The 16,588-nt window shown below is 52.7% G+C and carries 19 protein-coding genes; 6 read left to right on the plus strand and 13 right to left on the minus strand.

All coding sequences use genetic code 11. The features are described from left to right. Positions 1-10: 10 nt before the first annotated feature. Positions 11-1,330: a two-component system sensor histidine kinase EnvZ gene (gene envZ / locus BZG75_RS05085; RefSeq protein WP_077461487.1), complete on the minus strand. Its 1,320-nt coding sequence runs from the start codon at positions 1,328-1,330 to the stop codon at positions 11-13. A gap of 2 nt (positions 1,331-1,332) precedes the next feature. Continuing rightward, the gene (gene ompR / locus BZG75_RS05090; protein ID WP_077461486.1) at positions 1,333-2,049 is read right to left on the minus strand and encodes an osmolarity response regulator transcription factor OmpR; all 717 of its coding nucleotides are present in this window, start codon (positions 2,047-2,049) and stop codon (positions 1,333-1,335) included. A gap of 221 nt (positions 2,050-2,270) precedes the next feature. On the opposite strand from ompR, the gene greB reads away from it, so the two are divergent. Further along, entirely contained in the window at positions 2,271-2,762 is a 492-nt protein-coding gene (greB, locus tag BZG75_RS05095; RefSeq protein WP_077576363.1) for a transcription elongation factor GreB, read from the plus strand. A gap of 45 nt (positions 2,763-2,807) precedes the next feature. Continuing rightward, positions 2,808-5,105, plus strand: a complete 2,298-nt coding sequence (locus BZG75_RS05100; protein WP_077576364.1) for a Tex family protein — start codon at positions 2,808-2,810, stop codon at positions 5,103-5,105. Positions 5,106-5,269: 164 nt separating this feature from the next. On the opposite strand, the gene BZG75_RS05105 is transcribed toward BZG75_RS05100, so the two are convergent. The 3 genes from BZG75_RS05105 to bioH all read right to left on the minus strand — a co-directional run bounded on the left by BZG75_RS05105 (position 5,270) and on the right by bioH (position 7,103). Further along, positions 5,270-5,743, minus strand: a complete 474-nt coding sequence (locus BZG75_RS05105) for a hypothetical protein (RefSeq protein WP_025744367.1) — start codon at positions 5,741-5,743, stop codon at positions 5,270-5,272. A gap of 67 nt (positions 5,744-5,810) precedes the next feature. After that, a complete protein-coding gene (locus tag BZG75_RS05110) occupies positions 5,811-6,224 on the minus strand; it encodes a hypothetical protein (RefSeq protein ID WP_077576365.1) in 414 nt (137 codons plus the stop codon). Between the two features lie 99 nt (positions 6,225-6,323). Beyond that, the gene (gene bioH, locus BZG75_RS05115) at positions 6,324-7,103 is read right to left on the minus strand and encodes a pimeloyl-ACP methyl ester esterase BioH (RefSeq protein WP_077576366.1); all 780 of its coding nucleotides are present in this window, start codon (positions 7,101-7,103) and stop codon (positions 6,324-6,326) included. Positions 7,104-7,141: 38 nt separating this feature from the next. Here bioH and BZG75_RS05120 point away from each other — a divergent pair, with 38 nt between their 5' ends. From BZG75_RS05120 to BZG75_RS05130, 3 genes are all read left to right on the plus strand, one after another. Beyond that, positions 7,142-7,858, plus strand: a complete 717-nt coding sequence (locus BZG75_RS05120) for a phosphoribosyltransferase family protein (RefSeq protein WP_077576367.1) — start codon at positions 7,142-7,144, stop codon at positions 7,856-7,858. A 36-nt stretch (positions 7,859-7,894) separates the two neighbouring features. Beyond that, complete coding sequence (nfuA, locus tag BZG75_RS05125) at positions 7,895-8,554, plus strand: Fe-S biogenesis protein NfuA (RefSeq protein ID WP_174566351.1); 660 nt, start codon at positions 7,895-7,897, stop codon at positions 8,552-8,554. 75 nt (positions 8,555-8,629) lie between these two features. After that, positions 8,630-8,878, plus strand: a complete 249-nt coding sequence (locus BZG75_RS05130; protein WP_077461480.1) for a DUF3862 domain-containing protein — start codon at positions 8,630-8,632, stop codon at positions 8,876-8,878. An 18-nt stretch (positions 8,879-8,896) separates the two neighbouring features. Here BZG75_RS05130 and cyoE read toward each other — a convergent pair whose 3' ends face one another. Genes cyoE through BZG75_RS05150 form a run of 4 tightly spaced genes read right to left on the minus strand, consistent with a single transcriptional unit; the run spans position 8,897 to position 12,024 of the window. Further along, entirely contained in the window at positions 8,897-9,799 is a 903-nt protein-coding gene (cyoE, locus tag BZG75_RS05135; RefSeq protein ID WP_077576368.1) for a heme o synthase, read from the minus strand. Beyond that, positions 9,774-10,796: a COX15/CtaA family protein gene (locus BZG75_RS05140; protein ID WP_077576369.1), complete on the minus strand. Its 1,023-nt coding sequence runs from the start codon at positions 10,794-10,796 to the stop codon at positions 9,774-9,776. The genes cyoE and BZG75_RS05140 overlap by 26 nt, the downstream gene beginning before the upstream one ends. 2 nt (positions 10,797-10,798) lie before the next feature. Next, entirely contained in the window at positions 10,799-11,320 is a 522-nt protein-coding gene (locus BZG75_RS05145) for a hypothetical protein (RefSeq protein WP_077576370.1), read from the minus strand. Next, complete coding sequence (locus BZG75_RS05150) at positions 11,317-12,024, minus strand: SURF1 family protein (protein WP_158009964.1); 708 nt, start codon at positions 12,022-12,024, stop codon at positions 11,317-11,319. Before BZG75_RS05150 ends, BZG75_RS05145 begins: the two co-directional genes overlap by 4 nt. Before the next feature lie 45 nt (positions 12,025-12,069). On the opposite strand from BZG75_RS05150, the gene BZG75_RS05155 reads away from it, so the two are divergent. Next, the gene (locus BZG75_RS05155) at positions 12,070-12,276 is read left to right on the plus strand and encodes a DUF2909 family protein (RefSeq protein ID WP_069361974.1); all 207 of its coding nucleotides are present in this window, start codon (positions 12,070-12,072) and stop codon (positions 12,274-12,276) included. A gap of 1 nt (position 12,277) precedes the next feature. On the opposite strand, the gene BZG75_RS05160 is transcribed toward BZG75_RS05155, so the two are convergent. From BZG75_RS05160 to coxB, 4 genes are read right to left on the minus strand one after another with little or no spacing between them, the layout of a single operon-like run. Continuing rightward, positions 12,278-13,144 carry a cytochrome c oxidase subunit 3 gene (locus tag BZG75_RS05160; protein ID WP_443216183.1) on the minus strand — a complete coding sequence of 289 codons (867 nt, stop codon included), beginning with the start codon at positions 13,142-13,144 and terminating at the stop codon, positions 12,278-12,280. 10 nt (positions 13,145-13,154) lie between these two features. After that, positions 13,155-13,682: a cytochrome c oxidase assembly protein gene (locus BZG75_RS05165; protein WP_077576373.1), complete on the minus strand. Its 528-nt coding sequence runs from the start codon at positions 13,680-13,682 to the stop codon at positions 13,155-13,157. Further along, positions 13,672-15,273, minus strand: a complete 1,602-nt coding sequence (gene ctaD / locus BZG75_RS05170) for a cytochrome c oxidase subunit I (RefSeq protein ID WP_077576374.1) — start codon at positions 15,271-15,273, stop codon at positions 13,672-13,674. The genes BZG75_RS05165 and ctaD overlap by 11 nt, the downstream gene beginning before the upstream one ends. Before the next feature lie 9 nt (positions 15,274-15,282). After that, positions 15,283-16,398, minus strand: coding sequence for a cytochrome c oxidase subunit II (coxB, locus tag BZG75_RS05175; RefSeq protein WP_077576375.1), 1,116 nt, complete (start codon positions 16,396-16,398; stop codon positions 15,283-15,285). Positions 16,399-16,588 lie beyond the last annotated feature (190 nt).

Here is a 16,588-nt window from a genome sequence, read left to right on the forward strand (position 1 = left end):
TTAACGCGGCCTATTTACCGACCGGGAACGTCATTTGGATCCGCAGCCCGCCTTCGGTCCGTGATGATAAACGAATATCGCCATGAAGCTGTTCAACAATCCGTTTCACGATCGCAAGCCCTAGCCCTGTTCCTTCGCTACCCCGCGCCGTATCGCCGCGAGTAAACGGCTGGAACAAGGTATTTTCGAGACTCGCATCAATGCCCGGACCATTATCTTCCACCTCCACCCATTGATACGTATGGTCCGCATTGCTACCACACCGCAGCCTTACCCAGCCATTGCCATAACGCACCGCATTAACCACGAGGTTGGTAACCGCCCGTTTTAGCGCCACCGAGTTGGCATATAAATCACCGTGCAGCGATTCTAAGTCCAAGACAATATCAACGCCCATTGACTGCTGATGGTTCGCTACATCGCGACAGATGGTGGATAAATCAACGGGATCCGGATCTTGCTGTTGCACCGCGCGTAAATAATCCATGAATTGATTAATGATCTCATTACACTCTTCCGTGTCTTCGGTGATGCTATCGGCCAAATACGCATCGTCGGATGACATCATTTCAGTCGCCAGTCGAATGCGCGTGAGTGGCGTGCGTAAATCATGGCTGACGCCCGCCATTAACAAGGCGCGATCTTCTTCGAGTTTACGTATCCCTGCTGACATTTTATTAAAGGCTACGGTCACCGCCTGAATTTCTGACGCCCCCCGGGGTGGGACGGGATCAGGAAAGCGACCATCGGCGACATCGAGCGCGGCCCGCTCCAACGCAACCAGGGGTCGGTTTTGCATCTTAATAAACAACCAGCCGCCGGCAATCACCAACAACGCAATCACCAAGCTATATTGAAACAGCGGCGCAAAGTCATCTTGATGCAGCTCCGATAAGGGGATCCGCATTAAAAAATCATCAATGGCCTCAAACTTCAGCCATAACACATAGCTTTCTTCGCCACTGACCAGGCGCACTTGGGTCTTTGTTCCGAGCTCTTCGCTAATATGTTCGCTTAAGTAGTCAATCTCCATCGCATCTTGGAACGCGCTTGCGCGCTCACTGCTTGGCGCATGCAGGGTTACCCCAATTTGTTCCAGCAATTGTCGGCGCACCGGCTCACCCAGATGAAGGACTTCACCATCTTTCAGATACCAGTCTTCTTCCAGCATCAAGCGGACTTCAAAGGCTAAAATCTTATTGAACTGCTGCAAGCTAGGCAGCAACGCATAATTAACAATGGTCAGGTAAGAAAAAACTTGGCTGGCAATTAATAAGCCAGCCAAAATCAATAAGGTTCGCGCGAAGCTCGTCCGCGGTGACATCCGCATCGCTACACCTCACCATCAGGCACAAACACGTAGCCGAGTCCCCACACCGTTTGGATATAACGCGGTTTGCTTGGATCCTCCTCGACCATACGGCGTAAACGGGAGATTTGTACATCAATCGAGCGCTCCATCGCTGAGTACTCACGGCCACGCGCCATGTTCATGAGTTTGTCCCGAGAAAGCGGCTCACGCGCATTGGTCACTAAGGCTTTGAGCACTGCAAATTCCCCCGAGGTGAGTGTCATTGGTTCGTCATTACGAAACATCTCACGCGTGCCCAAATTAAGACGAAACTCACCAAAAGTGACCGTGGTGGAGTCAGCACTCGGCGCGCCAGGCGCTTCTATTGTTTGACGGCGTAAAACCGCACGCACCCGAGCCAGTAATTCTCGCGGGTTAAACGGCTTAGGTAAGTAATCGTCGGCTCCGACCTCCAAACCGACAATTCGGTCAATTTCATCCCCTTTCGCCGTCAGCATTAAAATGGGCAATTGATTATTGGCTTGGCGCAAGCGGCGGCATATCGACAGGCCATCTTCCCCAGGGAGCATTAAATCAAGCACCATAAGATTAAAGGCTTCACGCGCCAATAACCGATCCATTTGTTCGGCATTGGCGACACTTCGCACCTGAAACCCTTGCTCGGTCAGGTAGCGCTCTAGCAGTGAACGCAGACGCATATCATCATCCACGACTAGAATTTTATAGTTCTCTTGCATGCTTCGCCCTCAATGCTGTTCGCTGCCTAATCATCAAGCAGCTATTACCGTCATCTGATTGAATTTTGCCACAGTTGTGCGCCAGGCCGCGTGTTTGTCCGCACAGAACTGTACGGTAAATTGTTACCGAGTGTTGCCTCGACAAGCTCACTCGCTTCTTGTACTTTCCTGAACAAGGTTATATCGCACGACGCCAGTTGGCTAGTGAAAGGAGAGGTAACGTGAAAACCAAATTGGTGACCCGTGAAGGGTTTAATGCGCTCAAAACCGAGCACGATTACCTGTGGCACGAGCGACGTCCAGAAGTGACCAAAATTGTCAGCTGGGCCGCCAGTTTAGGGGATCGTTCAGAAAACGCGGACTACACCTATAATAAACGGCTGTTGCGGCAAATCGACCGCCGTGTCCGCTACCTGCGCAAGCGGCTGAACGACTTAACCATTGTCGATTATGCGCCCGAGCAAGAGGGCCGAGTGTTTTTTGGCGCCTGGGTCGAGATTGAAAACGAGGCCGGCGACACCAAGCAATTTCGCATTGTCGGTCCCGATGAAATTTATGAGCGCAAAGACTACATTTCGATTGATGCCCCCATGGCGCGCGCGTTATTGAAAAAAGCGGTCGACGATGACGTCGTGGTGTCAACGCCGGAAGGCGAAAAACAGTGGTTTATCAATACTATCACCTATCCCAAGCCAGACAATGATTCAGTCTGAGCATCACTCATCTTGATGACCTTGATGGGAACGAAAAGGAAACACATGCACACATCGATTATCCAAACCCTGGCCCAAGAGCTTAATGTCGCGCCTGGCCAGGTCAACACCGCGGTGACACTGCTGGACGACGGAAACACTGTCCCTTTTATCGCCCGCTACCGTAAAGAAGCCACGCAAGGTTTAGACGATTCGCAGTTACGCACCCTTGAGACCCGTTTGGTCTATCTGCGCGAATTAGACGCTCGTCGTGACACCATCCTCAAATCGATTGACGAACAAGGCAAGCTGACCGAGGGGCTGCGCCGCGATATTATCGCCGCAGAGAGCAAAAACCGACTGGAAGATTTATACCTTCCCTACAAACCGAAACGCCGGACTAAAGGGCAGATTGCCATCGAAGCAGGGTTGGAACCTCTTGCTGATACGCTATGGCACGATCCATCCCAAACACCTGAGACCACCGCCGCACCATTTGTGGCCCCTGATAAAGGTGTGGCCGATACCAAAGCGGCGCTGGATGGTGCCCGCGCGATCATGATGGAGCGTCTTGCCGAAGATGCCAGCCTGCTTGAAACGCTACGCCAATACCTGAAGCAATATGCGGTGCTGCGCGCCACCGTGGTTGCTGGTCAGGAAGACGCCGGTGCCAAGTTTAAAGACTACTTTGATCACCAAGAGTCGATTGCCAAAGTGCCTTCTCACCGCGCGCTGGCCATGTTGCGCGGCCGCAACGAAGGCGTATTACAGCTGGCATTGATTGCCGATCCGGATCAAGATCCAGCAAGCAAGCAAAGCGTGTGCGAGACCATGATCGCTCAGCATTATCAGCTTTCTTTGGGCAGCGCCCCGGCTGACCGCTGGCGCCAACAAGTGATAGCCTTTGCCTGGCGGGTCAAAATCTTGATGCACCTAGAAACTGAGTTTATGGCTAACCTCAAAGAGCGGGCGGAAAACGATGCCATTGATGTGTTTGCCGCCAACCTCAAAGATGTATTGATGGCCGCGCCAGCAGGCCCTCGCTGCACCTTAGGTATTGATCCTGGCCTGCGTACCGGCTGCAAGGTCGCCGTGGTTGACGGCACCGGCAAACTGCTCGATACCGCCACCATTTATCCTACCGCACCTCGACATGATATAGACGGCGCAAGCAAAGTGCTGCACCGCTTTATTAAAAGCCATAACGTGAGTTTGATTGCCGTGGGCAATGGCACTGCCTCTCGCGAGACAGAAAGCTTTGTGACCACCTTGCTCAAGCAGGCTGATTTAAGCATTCAAACGGTGATGGTCAGCGAAGCCGGTGCCTCGGTTTACTCAGCCTCTGAGCTAGCGGCTAACGAGTTTCCAGACTTAGATGTGTCGCTCCGTGGCGCCGTCTCAATCGCCCGTCGCCTGCAAGACCCTTTGGCGGAGCTGGTAAAAATTGATCCTAAGTCGATTGGGGTGGGCCAATACCAGCATGATGTCTCTCAACACCAGCTGGCGAAAAAGCTTGATGCGGTGGTGGAAGATTGTGTCAACGCCGTGGGCGTAGATTTGAATATTGCCTCTGCACCGTTGCTCACGCGCGTGGCGGGCTTAAGCCAAACGATGGCACACAACATTGTTGCGTTTCGCGACCAAAACGGCCGCTTTAATGAGCGCAAGACACTGCTGAAAGTACCTCGTTTGGGCCCCAAAGCCTATGAGCAATGCGCTGGCTTTTTACGCGTCATGGACGGTACCAACCCGCTCGATCGCTCGGGTGTCCACCCAGAGACCTATCCATTGGTCAAACATATCGCCCAAAAGACCAGCAAGGCGGTCGATGCCTTAGTGGGTAACACGGGCTTATTACAAAGCTTAACCGCCAATGATTATGCCAATGACACCTTTGGGGCGATCACTGTCGCCGATGTGCTGAGTGAGCTTGCGAAACCCGGTCGCGATCCACGTCCAGAGTTCAAAACGGCGACCTTTGCCGATGGCATTAACCAAATTAGTGATTTGAAGCCTGGGATGCAGCTCGAAGGTGTGGTGACCAATGTCACTCACTTTGGCGCCTTCGTCGACGTGGGTGTTCATCAAGACGGTTTAGTCCATATCTCTGCGCTGTCGACGCGCTTTGTCAGCGACCCACGTGAGGTGGTCAAAGCCGGTGATGTAGTAAAAGTTAAAGTCATGGAAGTGGACGTGGCGCGCAAACGGATCGGCTTATCAATGCGTCTTGATGATACGCCCGAGGCATCGGAAACGAAAGCGAGGCCGACTAAGCAGCGCGAAAGCAAAGCGCCCAAACAGCAATCACCATCTTCCCTAGGAGGGAGCATGGCCGATGCCTTTGCGCGCGCCAAGCGCTCTTAAAGTCAAAGGCTTCTGGAGTCAAACGCTCTTAAAGTCAAAGGTATATAGAGCTAACCTAATAGTGCCTAACAAATGGCATATTTAGATACTAATGGCCCCGCCAATACTGGCGGGGCTTTTTATATTTTGTCTTAATCAGGACATGGCTTAAGGTCTGGATCGCATTAAATCACAATCAATACTTCGGAGGGCATGTTCGCCACGCTTGCTTGCTGGTAGCGCATCGCCACCACCGCACGCGTTTGCTCAAACCGTTTTAGCTGCTCAATTTTTTCTAACACTTCTTCGGGCATTTTTAAGCCCATCGTGTAGCCATTATCTTGGCGAGCTTGCTCACTGGGATCCGTGCGTGCTATGGCATCGATACGGCCTGCGATATTGGCGCCATCGTAGTCGGCATGCGTTAATGAGTCACGCTGATAGTCCAGCGAGTAGTTGGGATGTTGGGCAGGATCCCAGGATGAACGTCCTAGCTGCTTATCTTGATCAGAAGGGGCTTTACCATTGTCGGGCTCGGGAGATGACTTAGCAGGGACGATTTTTTCGCGCAAGCGATTATCCCGCGCAACTTGCTCCGTTGGCGGGTTCACCGATGGCGCGACAGTTGGAATACTGACGCTGGCTGGCGATATGTTCATCTGATGCTACCTCCCACACCAGCTGAAGGCCTAATTGTCAGTGCGGCCTTGTCGTCTTTCTATCAGTTTAGACGATAACCGCGAGTATTGTACCTATTGTACCTAAGGCCGACACAAATTTACCCGCAGTGTACGATGAATCATCGCTTTCTTGGACTTTCTCCGGATGCTCCATCCCCAATGCGCCGTAGGTAAACGACTTTACGGCGGACGTTTCTTCCGGATCTTTTCCCTCTTGGGCTTTAGCGACCGCACCAGCGTTGGCGCCGTCTTTCACGTCAACATTATTTTTTGCGGCTTGAGGCGAAGCCGGTTTATCACCTTCTTTGACCCCATTCGCTTTTGCGACGTGATCCTTAAAAGTATTGGCTTTGGACACCTGCTCAGCTTGTTTATCCGCATTTTGCTGCGGCTGTGCCGGCGTTTTGGACTTCATCGCTTGATGATACGCCGGAGACTGCCCAACGTTACCTACGTTCATTATGGTCTCTCCTTATGCCAAAACAAGTGACATAGTTAACTTATCGGCAGAACCGTGACAGGATTGAGTCAATTCTACCAAAAAAATGATCCGCACTGGCTATGTTGCCGGCAACTTGTTGCCTAAAAAGGCTTTTAGCTTGTCTATCACCGCTTCAGGCTCGGTCACGAACGGCGCGTGAGCACTGAGTGTCAGGACCTCACTGTGTGAGTCCGGAGCCAATGTTGATACCGCATCAGCCACCGATACCGGCACTAAACCATCTAACCGCCCATACATTCTCAACCAAGGCACCTTGATAGCGCCACAGCCCTGACGCAAATCCGTGTCTGCTAACATGGCTAAGCCATCCGCAAGCGCACGAGGGTCCGGTGTTGGCCGCGAAAATACCGCTTGCTTAAGCGCTTTTACGTCTTTTCTCGCGGTTGGTGATCCCATCGCTTGCAGCGCCATAAAGCGCTCTACTGTCAGCGAAAAGTCACGCTCAAGCTGACGAGCAAAGTCACTGAGCACCCCAGGTTTAATTCCTCGCCACCCAGGTTCGGCAACAAACTTGGGTGAGCTGGCGATGGTAACCAATCTAGTTACACGCTGTGGCGATAAAAGCGCGGCTTGTGTTGCCACTAACCCACCTAACGACCAGCCTATCCAAGTGGCATCTACTGGTGATTCTTTAAGCAACACTTGTGCCAGATCTTCGATATTAAGCCCCGGTTGTGCCGCGCTATAGCCAAAACCGGGTAAATCAACACAGTGCACCCGGAAGTGTGGTGTTAGGTACGGCAAGATTAATGACCACACTGCGCTGTTCATGCCCCAACCATGAATGAGAACCAGATCGGGTCCTTGCCCGTGCGACTGCCAATCACATTCCGCCATGTTTACACTGCCTTGATTGCTTTTTACTCAGGACGCTTATGATATCAACAATCGTGCCACGGCGCTTTACACGTGTACTGACCCACTGGCGAGGCAAACTCTTGCCCTTACAGTGTCCCGTTTGCCACCTCGCCTTGCCTGCCCATCACTCTCTGTGCTGTGATGCGTGTTGGGATGCCCATCATCAGTGTTTGCTTTGTCAGTGTTGTGGACTGCCTGTTTCACAACCACAAGCGCGATGTGGCGCCTGCCTCAGCCAGCCGCCAGCTTGGGACCGCTTGGTTGCTATCAGTGGCTACCATGATCCTCTCCCGCAATTAATTCACGCGTTCAAATACCAAGGAGCCTTCGAGCTGGCATTGCCGTTTGCCCAGCAGCTCAGTGATCGTATTCTCACCCCCGCACCGGTGCTGTTGCCGGTGCCGCTGCATTGGCGACGTCGTTGGCAACGAGGGTTTAATCAAAGCCTGCACTTGGCTTGGGCACTTGCCGACAACCTTGATACTCGGGTGGTTGATACGTACTTATCTCGCGCCCGACATACCGCGCCACAACAAGGTCTCAGTCGGCAAGACAGGTTACATAATCTGCGTGGTGCTTTTGCTCTTCATGGCCCGCTCCCCGCTTCTCATGTCGCTGTCGTCGACGATGTCGTCACCACCGGACAAACGGTATCGCAATTATGTCGATTACTGCGCAAAGCCGGTGCAAAAACGATCGATGTTTACTGTTTGGCCCGTACCGATCTACCCTAGCGGTAAGCGTGCTACCCCTGCACATAAAGTAGCCACATGGTTCGAGGGGTGATAGCCAAAGCAAACCGGAGTACACTGTATAAAACACACTGGATTAGTCAGGTATTTGTCGTGTCAGAAGTCAATATTTCAGAAAATGCACAAAGCCACTTTGTGAAGTTGCTTGAGCAGCAGCCCGAGGGCACCCATATTCGCGTGTTTGTTGTCAATCCAGGCACGCCAAACGCAGAGTGCGGTGTCTCATACTGTCCGCCGGAAGCGGTAGAAAGCAGTGATACCGAGATAAAATTCAACGGTTTTTCTGCGTTTATCGACGAACTGAGTCTCCCTTTTCTCGACGAAGCAGAGATCGACTTTGTCACCGATAAAATGGGCTCGCAGCTCACGCTGAAAGCACCGAACGCAAAAATGCGTAAAGTCGCCGATGATGCACCTTTGATGGAGCGCGTCGATTATGTGATTCAAAGCCAGGTAAACCCACAACTTGCCAGCCATGGCGGCCATGTGAACCTGATTGAAATCACTGATGATTCGGTGGCTATCCTCCAATTTGGTGGCGGGTGTAACGGTTGCTCCATGGTGGATGTAACCTTGAAAGAAGGGATTGAAAAGCAGCTATTGGCTGAATTTAGTGGTGAGCTACACGGTGTGCGCGATGTGACCGAGCACGCCCGGGGCGATCACTCTTACTACTAATAGACACCACCACGTTAATAGCAAAACAGGCCATGAGGCCTGTTTTTTGATCACATCAGTGAGTGAGGTATTGTTATGCGCGTCTTTTTTGCCTGTGTCTTGGTCGTCTTTCTCGCCGGTTGCTCGAAAGTGACTAAGCAAAACTACGATCAGTTGGAGGTCGGCATGAGTTATGACGTGGTAGTTGCTCACGTTGGCAAGCCAAGCCAATGTGATGACACCATGGGATTAACCCATTGCGTGTGGGGCGGTGATGGCAAACACATTAAGGTCTCGTTTGTCGCCGACAAAGCCACGGTACTGTCGGCAAAAGGGCTTAAGTAGTCCCTCCAATAGCGCCACTTAATAGCGCAACGCGTGGTCGGCAAGCAGCACCACAAAGGTCGCGAAGATATGCCATATCGAAAACTTAAAAGTCTGCCACGCGATGCCTTTTTGCGACTGGGTTTTCAGTCGCCAAGCATAGCCGACAAAAGCGAGGTTAAGGGCAGTCGCGCCCACCAGATATAGCCAACCACTCATCCCGGTCAGCCAAGGGAAAATCCCCACCACCACCAGCAATACGGTGTAAAGCAAAACCATGGTCTGAGTAAAGCGAACCCCGTGGGTGACGGGCAGCATCGGCACATCGGCTTTGGCATAATCATGGCGCCGATGAATCGCCAGCGCCCAAAAGTGGGGCGGCGTCCACGTGAATATAATCATCACCAGCAGCAGCGCATGCGCGTGGACCTCGCCTGTCACCGCCGTCCAACCAAGTAGTGGCGGCATTGCGCCGGCCAAACCGCCAATGACAATGTTTTGCGGTGTCGCGGGTTTAAGCCACTGGGTGTATACCAACGCATAACCCACCAGGCTGGCAAAGGTCAGCCAAGCGGTGAGCGGATTCAGCCACCAACAGGTAATAAAGCCGCTCACCATCAGTGCCACCGCAAACACCAAAGCGGCGCCTTGACTGACACGGCCTTCAGCAACGGGACGATGGCGAGTGCGCTGCATTTTGGTATCAATTTTCCAATCGATCACGTGATTAAACACCGCCGCAGCACTGGCTTGTGCGCCAATGCCAAATAATCCCACCAGCACCGCCGACCAGGGCGGCCAGCCGGGCGTGGCTAAACACATCCCCACCAGCGCGGTGAGAAGCAGCATGGCGACCACGCGCGGTTTGGTGAGCTCGTAATAATCACGCCAATTAGCGCCAGCAGGCGTCGATACATTAGCGGTGCGTTGATACTGTGCCATGGTGAGATCCTTGTCGGGCCGACGGTGAAAGACATAAAAACCGGGAGAGCAGTAATATGGCCAGTAGCGACAATCCACCGAGGTTATGCGCCACCGCCACACTTAGCGGCAGCAACGCGACCACGTTGGTCACGCCCAACGTAATTTGAATCGCCAACACACCACTCACTGCCATTGCCAGCGCACCCGCCCCAGCACGCCACAGCATCCATGCCCAAGCGAGCACGAATGCGGTGACCACCATGGCGCCGAGACGGTGCGTGGCATGAATGGTCACCCGCTCGGCATGATTCAGTACGCCAAACTGGTAGGTCTCGCTGTGAGGGCTGATAGGATTAAACGCCGAGGGGGTGAAAAGCTGCCACCAAGGGCTTTCGCAGATGGGTAACTGCGTACAGACCGTGGCGGCATAATTTGCTGAGGTCCAACCGCCCAATCCTATCTGTATGATCACGGCGACCACTGCCACACTGCCCACGCGGCGTGCGGGCGGCGATATTTGCATAACGGGCAGCTTGATTGCCCCTGCCAACACCGCAAGCCAAGCCAGCAAACACACCGTAGTGAAGCCACCGAGCAAATGTGCCATCACCACCACCGGCATTAAGCTTAAGGTGACCGTCCACATCCCGAGCGCCGCTTGCATGACTACCACCACACTCAGCAGCGTGGTCAGCGGCCGTAATGCCCGATAATCGGAGCGTCGCCAGCTTATCCAAGTCAACGCAAAAATAGCCAATGCTAAGGTGCCTGCGACATAGCGGTGCAGCATTTCATTCCACGCTTTTGTCACATCCAAGGGCGCGTCGGGGAACCGCAACATCGCCACCGATTGCGCAGTTCCACTGTCGGGCACGCCCAAGTGGCCATAACATCCGGGCCAATCAGGGCAGCCAAGTCCGGCTTCAGTTAAACGGGTAAACGCGCCCAGCCCAACCACCAGCACGGCCAATATCAGTGTCGATAAGACGGCGAGTTGGTAGCGACGCATTGCCATAATCAGCCTACCTTAGACAATTTAAGAAGCCGTTTAAGATCGCGCAACAAACCTTTGCCTTGCGCCACCCACTTCGTTTTATCGTCACTGACTGGATAGGCCAGCACCACATTGTTCATCGGGTCGCTAAGATAAATGGTATTTTTATCAAACGCTTGCTGCTGCCATGCCTGCGCCTGATCTGTGGTCAGGATTTGCCATGTCAGCACTTCCGGCGCTTTCTGGGCGGTGCTCGTCAGTGCCACGCTACTGACCCGGTCTCGCTCTTTGCCCACCGCAATGGGAATTTGTGTTAACTGAAACAGCGCTTGTTCACACACAGAATCACATTGCTCTGGCACCCGATAAATCAACCGCCACTGGCCTTGTTCGGGTAACCAATTTAGGGTCGCTGGCTCAGAGAGAAACTGCCCGTAATTGGTGACCCCTTTTTCATACCAGCTTTTCTCCAGCACCAATTTCGCCACCACCACAGGCAGGACAAAAATGCCAATCAATGCCACCAGCGTCATGCGTCCTTTCACATCGCTTCCCTCTGTTTTGTTTTGTACCACCAAATACCTGCGCCAATACTGACCGCGAGCGCCATCAATGCCCATTGCAAAGCATAGCCATAATGTTTTGCTGGCGGCATCACCACCGGCTGCCACACTGGCGTCACCCCAGCTTGCGCCAAGGCATCTGTGCTCGGCGTGGTCACATCCACCAGTTTTTCTGTCCGTATCAGCCACTGCGGATTAAGCGTTGGTAATTGGGCCTTCAAGGCTTGTAAGTCAATGCGCTGCCTCCGAGCGGGCCAATCATGCGGTGCCGTTTCTTTCTTGAGTACCACCCGCTTAGAAGGTGTATCAACGAAGCCAGACAGCTGGTAACGCGATGCCAACTCTGGCACCGCCGGCAAGCGGCGCAGCGCAGGCGCGGCCATCCAGCCCAACTCCACCAACCACCATTGCGATGGCTGCTGGCTTGGAATGAAGGGAAGAAAAAGGCGGTAGCCCACGCGACCTTGATGGATCTGATTGTCGAGCCACACGGCAAACTCGGGACGAAACTGGCCATCAATCGCCAGGTATTGCCCTTTTTGCACCGAGCCTGAGAGCGATTCCGGTGCTTGATTGGCCTCAAACTGTGCCAGATGTTGGGCTTTTTGCTCGCCACGCGTCCATTGCCAATGGCTTAACTTGACGAGCAGCAGGACCACAACCACAGTCAATATCAGAAACCCCATTCGCCGTCCTTGTTTCATGATTACCTATTGCGCTAAGGAGCGCTTATGTTGGTCAAAGCTATTCTGATTTGTTTACTGGTTTTTATTCTATTTAATCTTTTTCGTGCCTTGCCGGTACTCCTAAAAGGCGATAGTTCCGTGCCTTTATCGCGTTATCTCGGTCGGCGTGTGCTGTTTTCCGTGGTTGTCTTCGTATTGTTGCTGATTGCGCTCTCCATGGGCTGGATAGCCCCTAACCCGCGTCCTTACTGAGCTACAAGATATACACAAAGACAAACAAGCATAGCCAGACCACATCGACAAAGTGCCAATACCAGGCGCTAGCTTGAAAGCCAAAGTGATGCTCAGAGCTAAAATGCCCCCGCATCACACGCAGCCACACCACCAACAGCATGATGGTGCCTAATGTAACGTGTAGGCCATGAAAGCCAGTTAATAAATAAAAGGTGTTGCCATACACTCCGGAATCGAGACGCAGATTCATTTCTTGATAGGCGTGCACATACTCTTCACCTTGAAAGAACATAAACAGCGCCCCAAGCAATACCGTGACCAGTAAAAAGCCTTTCAGTCGCTCGCGCTGATTTTTTTCAATCGCGGTATGGGCAATATGGAGCGTGACCGATGAGGTCAGTAGGATAAGTGTGTTAAGCAAGGGCAGTCCCATCGCCGGCATCGCAGTGGTTTCAATTCCGCCCGGGGTCAACGTAAGTGGCCACTGAGCGACAAAATCCGGCCACAGCACCGCCGCGGTCATCGCGTTATTGCTCGCACCACCGAGCCAAGGGACAGCGATAAAACGGGCATAAAAGAGCGCGCCGAAGAAGGCACCAAAAAACATCACCTCAGAGAAAATAAACCAGCTCATTCCTTGGCGAAAAGAGCGGTCCATTTGCGCCGAGTACAGCCCTTGCATGGATTCGCGGATCACGTCGCGAAACCAGCCGGTGAGCATAATCAAAATAAGCACGGTGCCGGCCAGCAACAGCCAAGGGCCACTGCCACCAAATAAACCACCCACGGTCGCCCCCGCGCCAGCAGCGATTAAAAACAGCGCCACGGCACCGACAATCGGCCAAATACTCGCCGCTGGGACATAATAACGTTCAGGCGTCGCCATGAGCGCCTCCTTATTCCTCGGCGCTGGCGGTGACATCAAACAGCGTATAGGCCAGCGTTAAATGGTTAATGTCATCCGGCAGCTCAGGATCCACATAAAACACCAGGGGCAACGCCGCGTCCTCGCCACGTGGCAATGGCTGCCGGTTAAAACAAAAGCATTCAATCTTGTTAAAGTATTGCGCGGCTATCCCCGGTGAGACCGAGGGTACGGCTTGACCAATGGTGTCATAGCGTGCGTTATTCGTTGCGAGATAATTAATCGTGTGAGTCGCACCAGGGTGCACTTGCATCTGGTTGACTTGGGGCTCAAATGTCCAACGCATCCCCGGATTGATGTAGGCAATAAATTCAATGGTCACCAAGCGATCTTGGTTAATGCCAGCACTGGATGCGGCCGCCTCGGTATCCGTTTTGCCATTAATGCCCGTCACGTCGCAAAACACGTCGTAGAGCGGAACTAAGGCAAAGGCAAAACCAAACATACCCACGGCGAGCAACAGTAGACGACGAGCGGAGCGGGTTGATTTAGTGACCATGGCGCGCTTCCTCCAGATCCGGCGGTGTCTCAAAGGTGTGGTAAGGCGCGGGCGATGGCACAGTCCACTCCAGACCTTCGGCCCCTTCCCAAGGTTTAGCGGCAGCAGGCTCGCCACCACGCGCGCATTTAATGACGACGGCTAAAAAGATGAGTTGCGACAGACCAAAGGCAAAGCCACCAATGCTGACAATGGCGTTCACGTCGGCAAACTGCAGGGCATAATCGGGGATCCGGCGTGGCATGCCTGCGAGGCCGAGAAAATGCATCGGAAAAAAGAGAATATTGACGGAAATCACTGAGCACCAAAAATGCCACTGTGCCAGGGTTTCATTAAACATATGCCCAGTCCATTTAGGCAGCCAGTAATAGGCGGCTGCCATGATCGAGAACACCGCCCCTGAGACTAAAACATAGTGAAAGTGCGCCACCACAAAGTAGGTGTCGTGGTACTGAAAATCAGCCGGCGTGATCGCCAACATTAGCCCAGAAAACCCGCCAATGGTAAATAAGACGATAAATGCAATCGCAAACAGCATTGGCACTTCAAACGTTAGCGAGCCTCGCCACATGGTCGCCACCCAGTTAAACACTTTGACCCCAGTCGGCACCGAGATCAGCATGGTACAGAACATGAAAAACAGCTCGGCAAACACCGGCATCCCGGTAGTGAACATATGATGTGCCCATACCAGAAAGCTTAATCCTGCAATCGAGGCGGTGGCATACACCATGGAGCTGTAACCAAATAGCCGTTTGCGTGAGAACGCCGGCACGATAGCCGAGATAATGCCAAAACTGGGCAAAATCATGATGTAGACTTCTGGGTGACCAAAGAACCAGAAAATGTGCTGGAACAAAACCGGATCACCGCCCCCCGCTGCATCAAAAAAGCTGGTGCCAAAGTATTTATCGGTCAACACCATAGTCGCTGCTCCCGCTAATACCGGCATCACCGCAATTAGCAAAAAGGCGGTTATCAGCCAGGTCCAGACAAACAGCGGCATTTTCATATAGGTTATGCCAGGCGCGCGCATATTGATAATTGTCACAATCACATTGATCGCCCCCATAATGGAGCTGATCCCCATAATATGCAGGGCAAACACAAATAAGCCGGTGCTATCGGGGCTATAGGTAGTCGACAGTGGCGCGTAGAAGGTCCAGCCAAAGTTGGGGCCGCCACCTTCCATAAATAACGAGCCGATCAACAATAGAAACGCAAACGGCAGAATCCAAAAGCTCCAGTTATTCATCCGTGGTAGCGCCATATCCGGCGCCCCTATCATCATCGGCACCATCCAGTTAGCGAGCCCAGTAAAGGCAGGCATGACCGCGCCAAACACCATAATCAAACCATGAACCGTGGTCATTTGATTAAAAAAGTTGGGCTCTATCAGTTGCAGGCCGGGCTGGAATAATTCCGCACGGATCACCATTGCCATCGCGCCACCCAGCAAAAACATGGTGAAGCTGAAAATCAGATACATGGAGCCGATGTCTTTGTGGTTAGTGGTCAGCACCCAGCGCATGATGCCGCGCGGTTTGTGGTGGTGGTCGTCATGAACGGATTCTGGCGTTGTATCTGTCATAGTGCGCTCCTAAAGCTCTTCGCCCGACATCACCGCGTTAACCTGAGCGGCTTGTACCGTCTCGCCGGTGTCATTGCCCCACGCATTGCGCTCGTACGTTACCACCGCTGCTAACTCTTTGAGTGACAATTGCGGTCCAAACGCTTGCATGGCAGTGCCGGCTTTGCCGTTGACGACAATATCGATATGATCGACCAATCGATTTGGTTGCGTCGCAATCTCAGCATCCGCTAACGCTGGGAATACGCCAGGCATGCCTTGCCCTTCACTTTGATGGCACATGCCGCAGCGGCTGTCATACACTTGTTTGCCCAGCGCCATCAGTTCATCCATCGGCATTTCCATCCCCAATAAGCGTTGCTCTTCTTCGCGAGCTTGTTGCTGAGTGAGTGCGGTTTTTTGCACCCAAGCATCAAATTCTTCTTGCGGCTTGGCGATCACCACAATCGGCATAAAACCGTGGTCTTTACCGCACAGCTCGGCACACTGCCCACGATAAATGCCGGGTTTGTCGATTTTGGTCCAAGCCTCATTGATAAACCCAGGGTTGGCATCCTTTTTCACCGCGAAGGCCGGTACCCACCAAGAATGAATCACATCTTGCGACGTGATCAAAAAGCGCACCTTGCGTCCCACCGGTAACACCAAGGGTTGGTCGACTTCTAACAAATAGTTATCGCGTTTTTGTCTTTCGTTGCGGATCTGTTCAGGGCTAGAGGCAAGCAAGGAGAAAAAGGCAACATCGTGATCAAAGTAGCGGTAATGCCACTTCCATTGTGAGCCGGTCACTTGAACGGTTAAATCAGGCTTGGTGGTATCTTCCATATCGAGTAAGACTTGGGTGGCGGGGATCGCCATACCCACCAAAATGAGAAACGGTACGAGCGTCCACGCAATTTCTACCTTGGTACTTTCATGAAACGAAGCAGGCTTGGCGCCTTTGGATTTACGATGGCGGATAATGGCCCAAAACATTACGCCGAACACCAATACCCCTATCGCCACGCAAATATAGAAAATCGTCATATGCAGGTCATACACCTGCTGACTGATGGCCGTGACCCCTTGAGTCAGGTTCCACCCTTCACGTTCGGCAGCCTGCACTTGCCCAGGCAGCAAAGCCATTCCCGATGCCAGTATTGATTTATGGTAGCTCGACACGGCCCCCTCCTGCTCGCAGGCATGAATGCGTTGCACCTTTGCTTAAACCCACGCAGCTTAAGCAAAGGTTAAGGAAACAACGCGATACATACGATCACAAAAATTAACGTTTTGTTTACATTCAATCTAGGAGAGGTTTGCCCAAAGGACAAAA

Origin of the sequence: Salinivibrio sp. AR640 (assembly GCF_001995405.1) — a bacterium.
Lineage (GTDB): Bacteria > Pseudomonadota > Gammaproteobacteria > Enterobacterales > Vibrionaceae > Salinivibrio > Salinivibrio costicola.

Excerpts from the sequence above, each read along its gene's own strand:
- BZG75_RS05100 (WP_077576364.1), top strand. The coding sequence starts at position 2,808 with ATGCACACATCGATTATCCAAACCCTGGCCCAAGAGCTTAATGTCGCG.
- bioH (WP_077576366.1), bottom strand. The coding sequence starts at position 7,103 with ATGGCGGAATGTGATTGGCAGTCGCACGGGCAAGGACCCGATCTGGTT.
- coxB (WP_077576375.1), bottom strand. The coding sequence starts at position 16,398 with ATGGCTTTGCTGCCTGGGCAAGTGCAGGCTGCCGAACGTGAAGGGTGG.
- BZG75_RS05140 (WP_077576369.1), bottom strand. The coding sequence starts at position 10,796 with ATGGCAATGCGTCGCTACCAACTCGCCGTCTTATCGACACTGATATTG.
- BZG75_RS05150 (WP_158009964.1), bottom strand. The coding sequence starts at position 12,024 with ATGGGGTTTCTGATATTGACTGTGGTTGTGGTCCTGCTGCTCGTCAAG.
- BZG75_RS05130 (WP_077461480.1), top strand. The coding sequence starts at position 8,630 with ATGCGCGTCTTTTTTGCCTGTGTCTTGGTCGTCTTTCTCGCCGGTTGC.
- envZ (WP_077461487.1), bottom strand. The coding sequence starts at position 1,330 with ATGCGGATGTCACCGCGGACGAGCTTCGCGCGAACCTTATTGATTTTG.
- nfuA (WP_174566351.1), top strand. The coding sequence starts at position 7,895 with ATGGTTCGAGGGGTGATAGCCAAAGCAAACCGGAGTACACTGTATAAA.
- BZG75_RS05165 (WP_077576373.1), bottom strand. The coding sequence starts at position 13,682 with ATGGTCACTAAATCAACCCGCTCCGCTCGTCGTCTACTGTTGCTCGCC.
- BZG75_RS05110 (WP_077576365.1), bottom strand. The coding sequence starts at position 6,224 with ATGAACGTAGGTAACGTTGGGCAGTCTCCGGCGTATCATCAAGCGATG.
- cyoE (WP_077576368.1), bottom strand. The coding sequence starts at position 9,799 with ATGGCACAGTATCAACGCACCGCTAATGTATCGACGCCTGCTGGCGCT.
- BZG75_RS05155 (WP_069361974.1), top strand. The coding sequence starts at position 12,070 with ATGTTGGTCAAAGCTATTCTGATTTGTTTACTGGTTTTTATTCTATTT.
- BZG75_RS05120 (WP_077576367.1), top strand. The coding sequence starts at position 7,142 with ATGATATCAACAATCGTGCCACGGCGCTTTACACGTGTACTGACCCAC.
- ompR (WP_077461486.1), bottom strand. The coding sequence starts at position 2,049 with ATGCAAGAGAACTATAAAATTCTAGTCGTGGATGATGATATGCGTCTG.
- ctaD (WP_077576374.1), bottom strand. The coding sequence starts at position 15,273 with ATGACAGATACAACGCCAGAATCCGTTCATGACGACCACCACCACAAA.
- BZG75_RS05160 (WP_443216183.1), bottom strand. The coding sequence starts at position 13,144 with ATGGCGACGCCTGAACGTTATTATGTCCCAGCGGCGAGTATTTGGCCG.
- BZG75_RS05105 (WP_025744367.1), bottom strand. The coding sequence starts at position 5,743 with ATGAACATATCGCCAGCCAGCGTCAGTATTCCAACTGTCGCGCCATCG.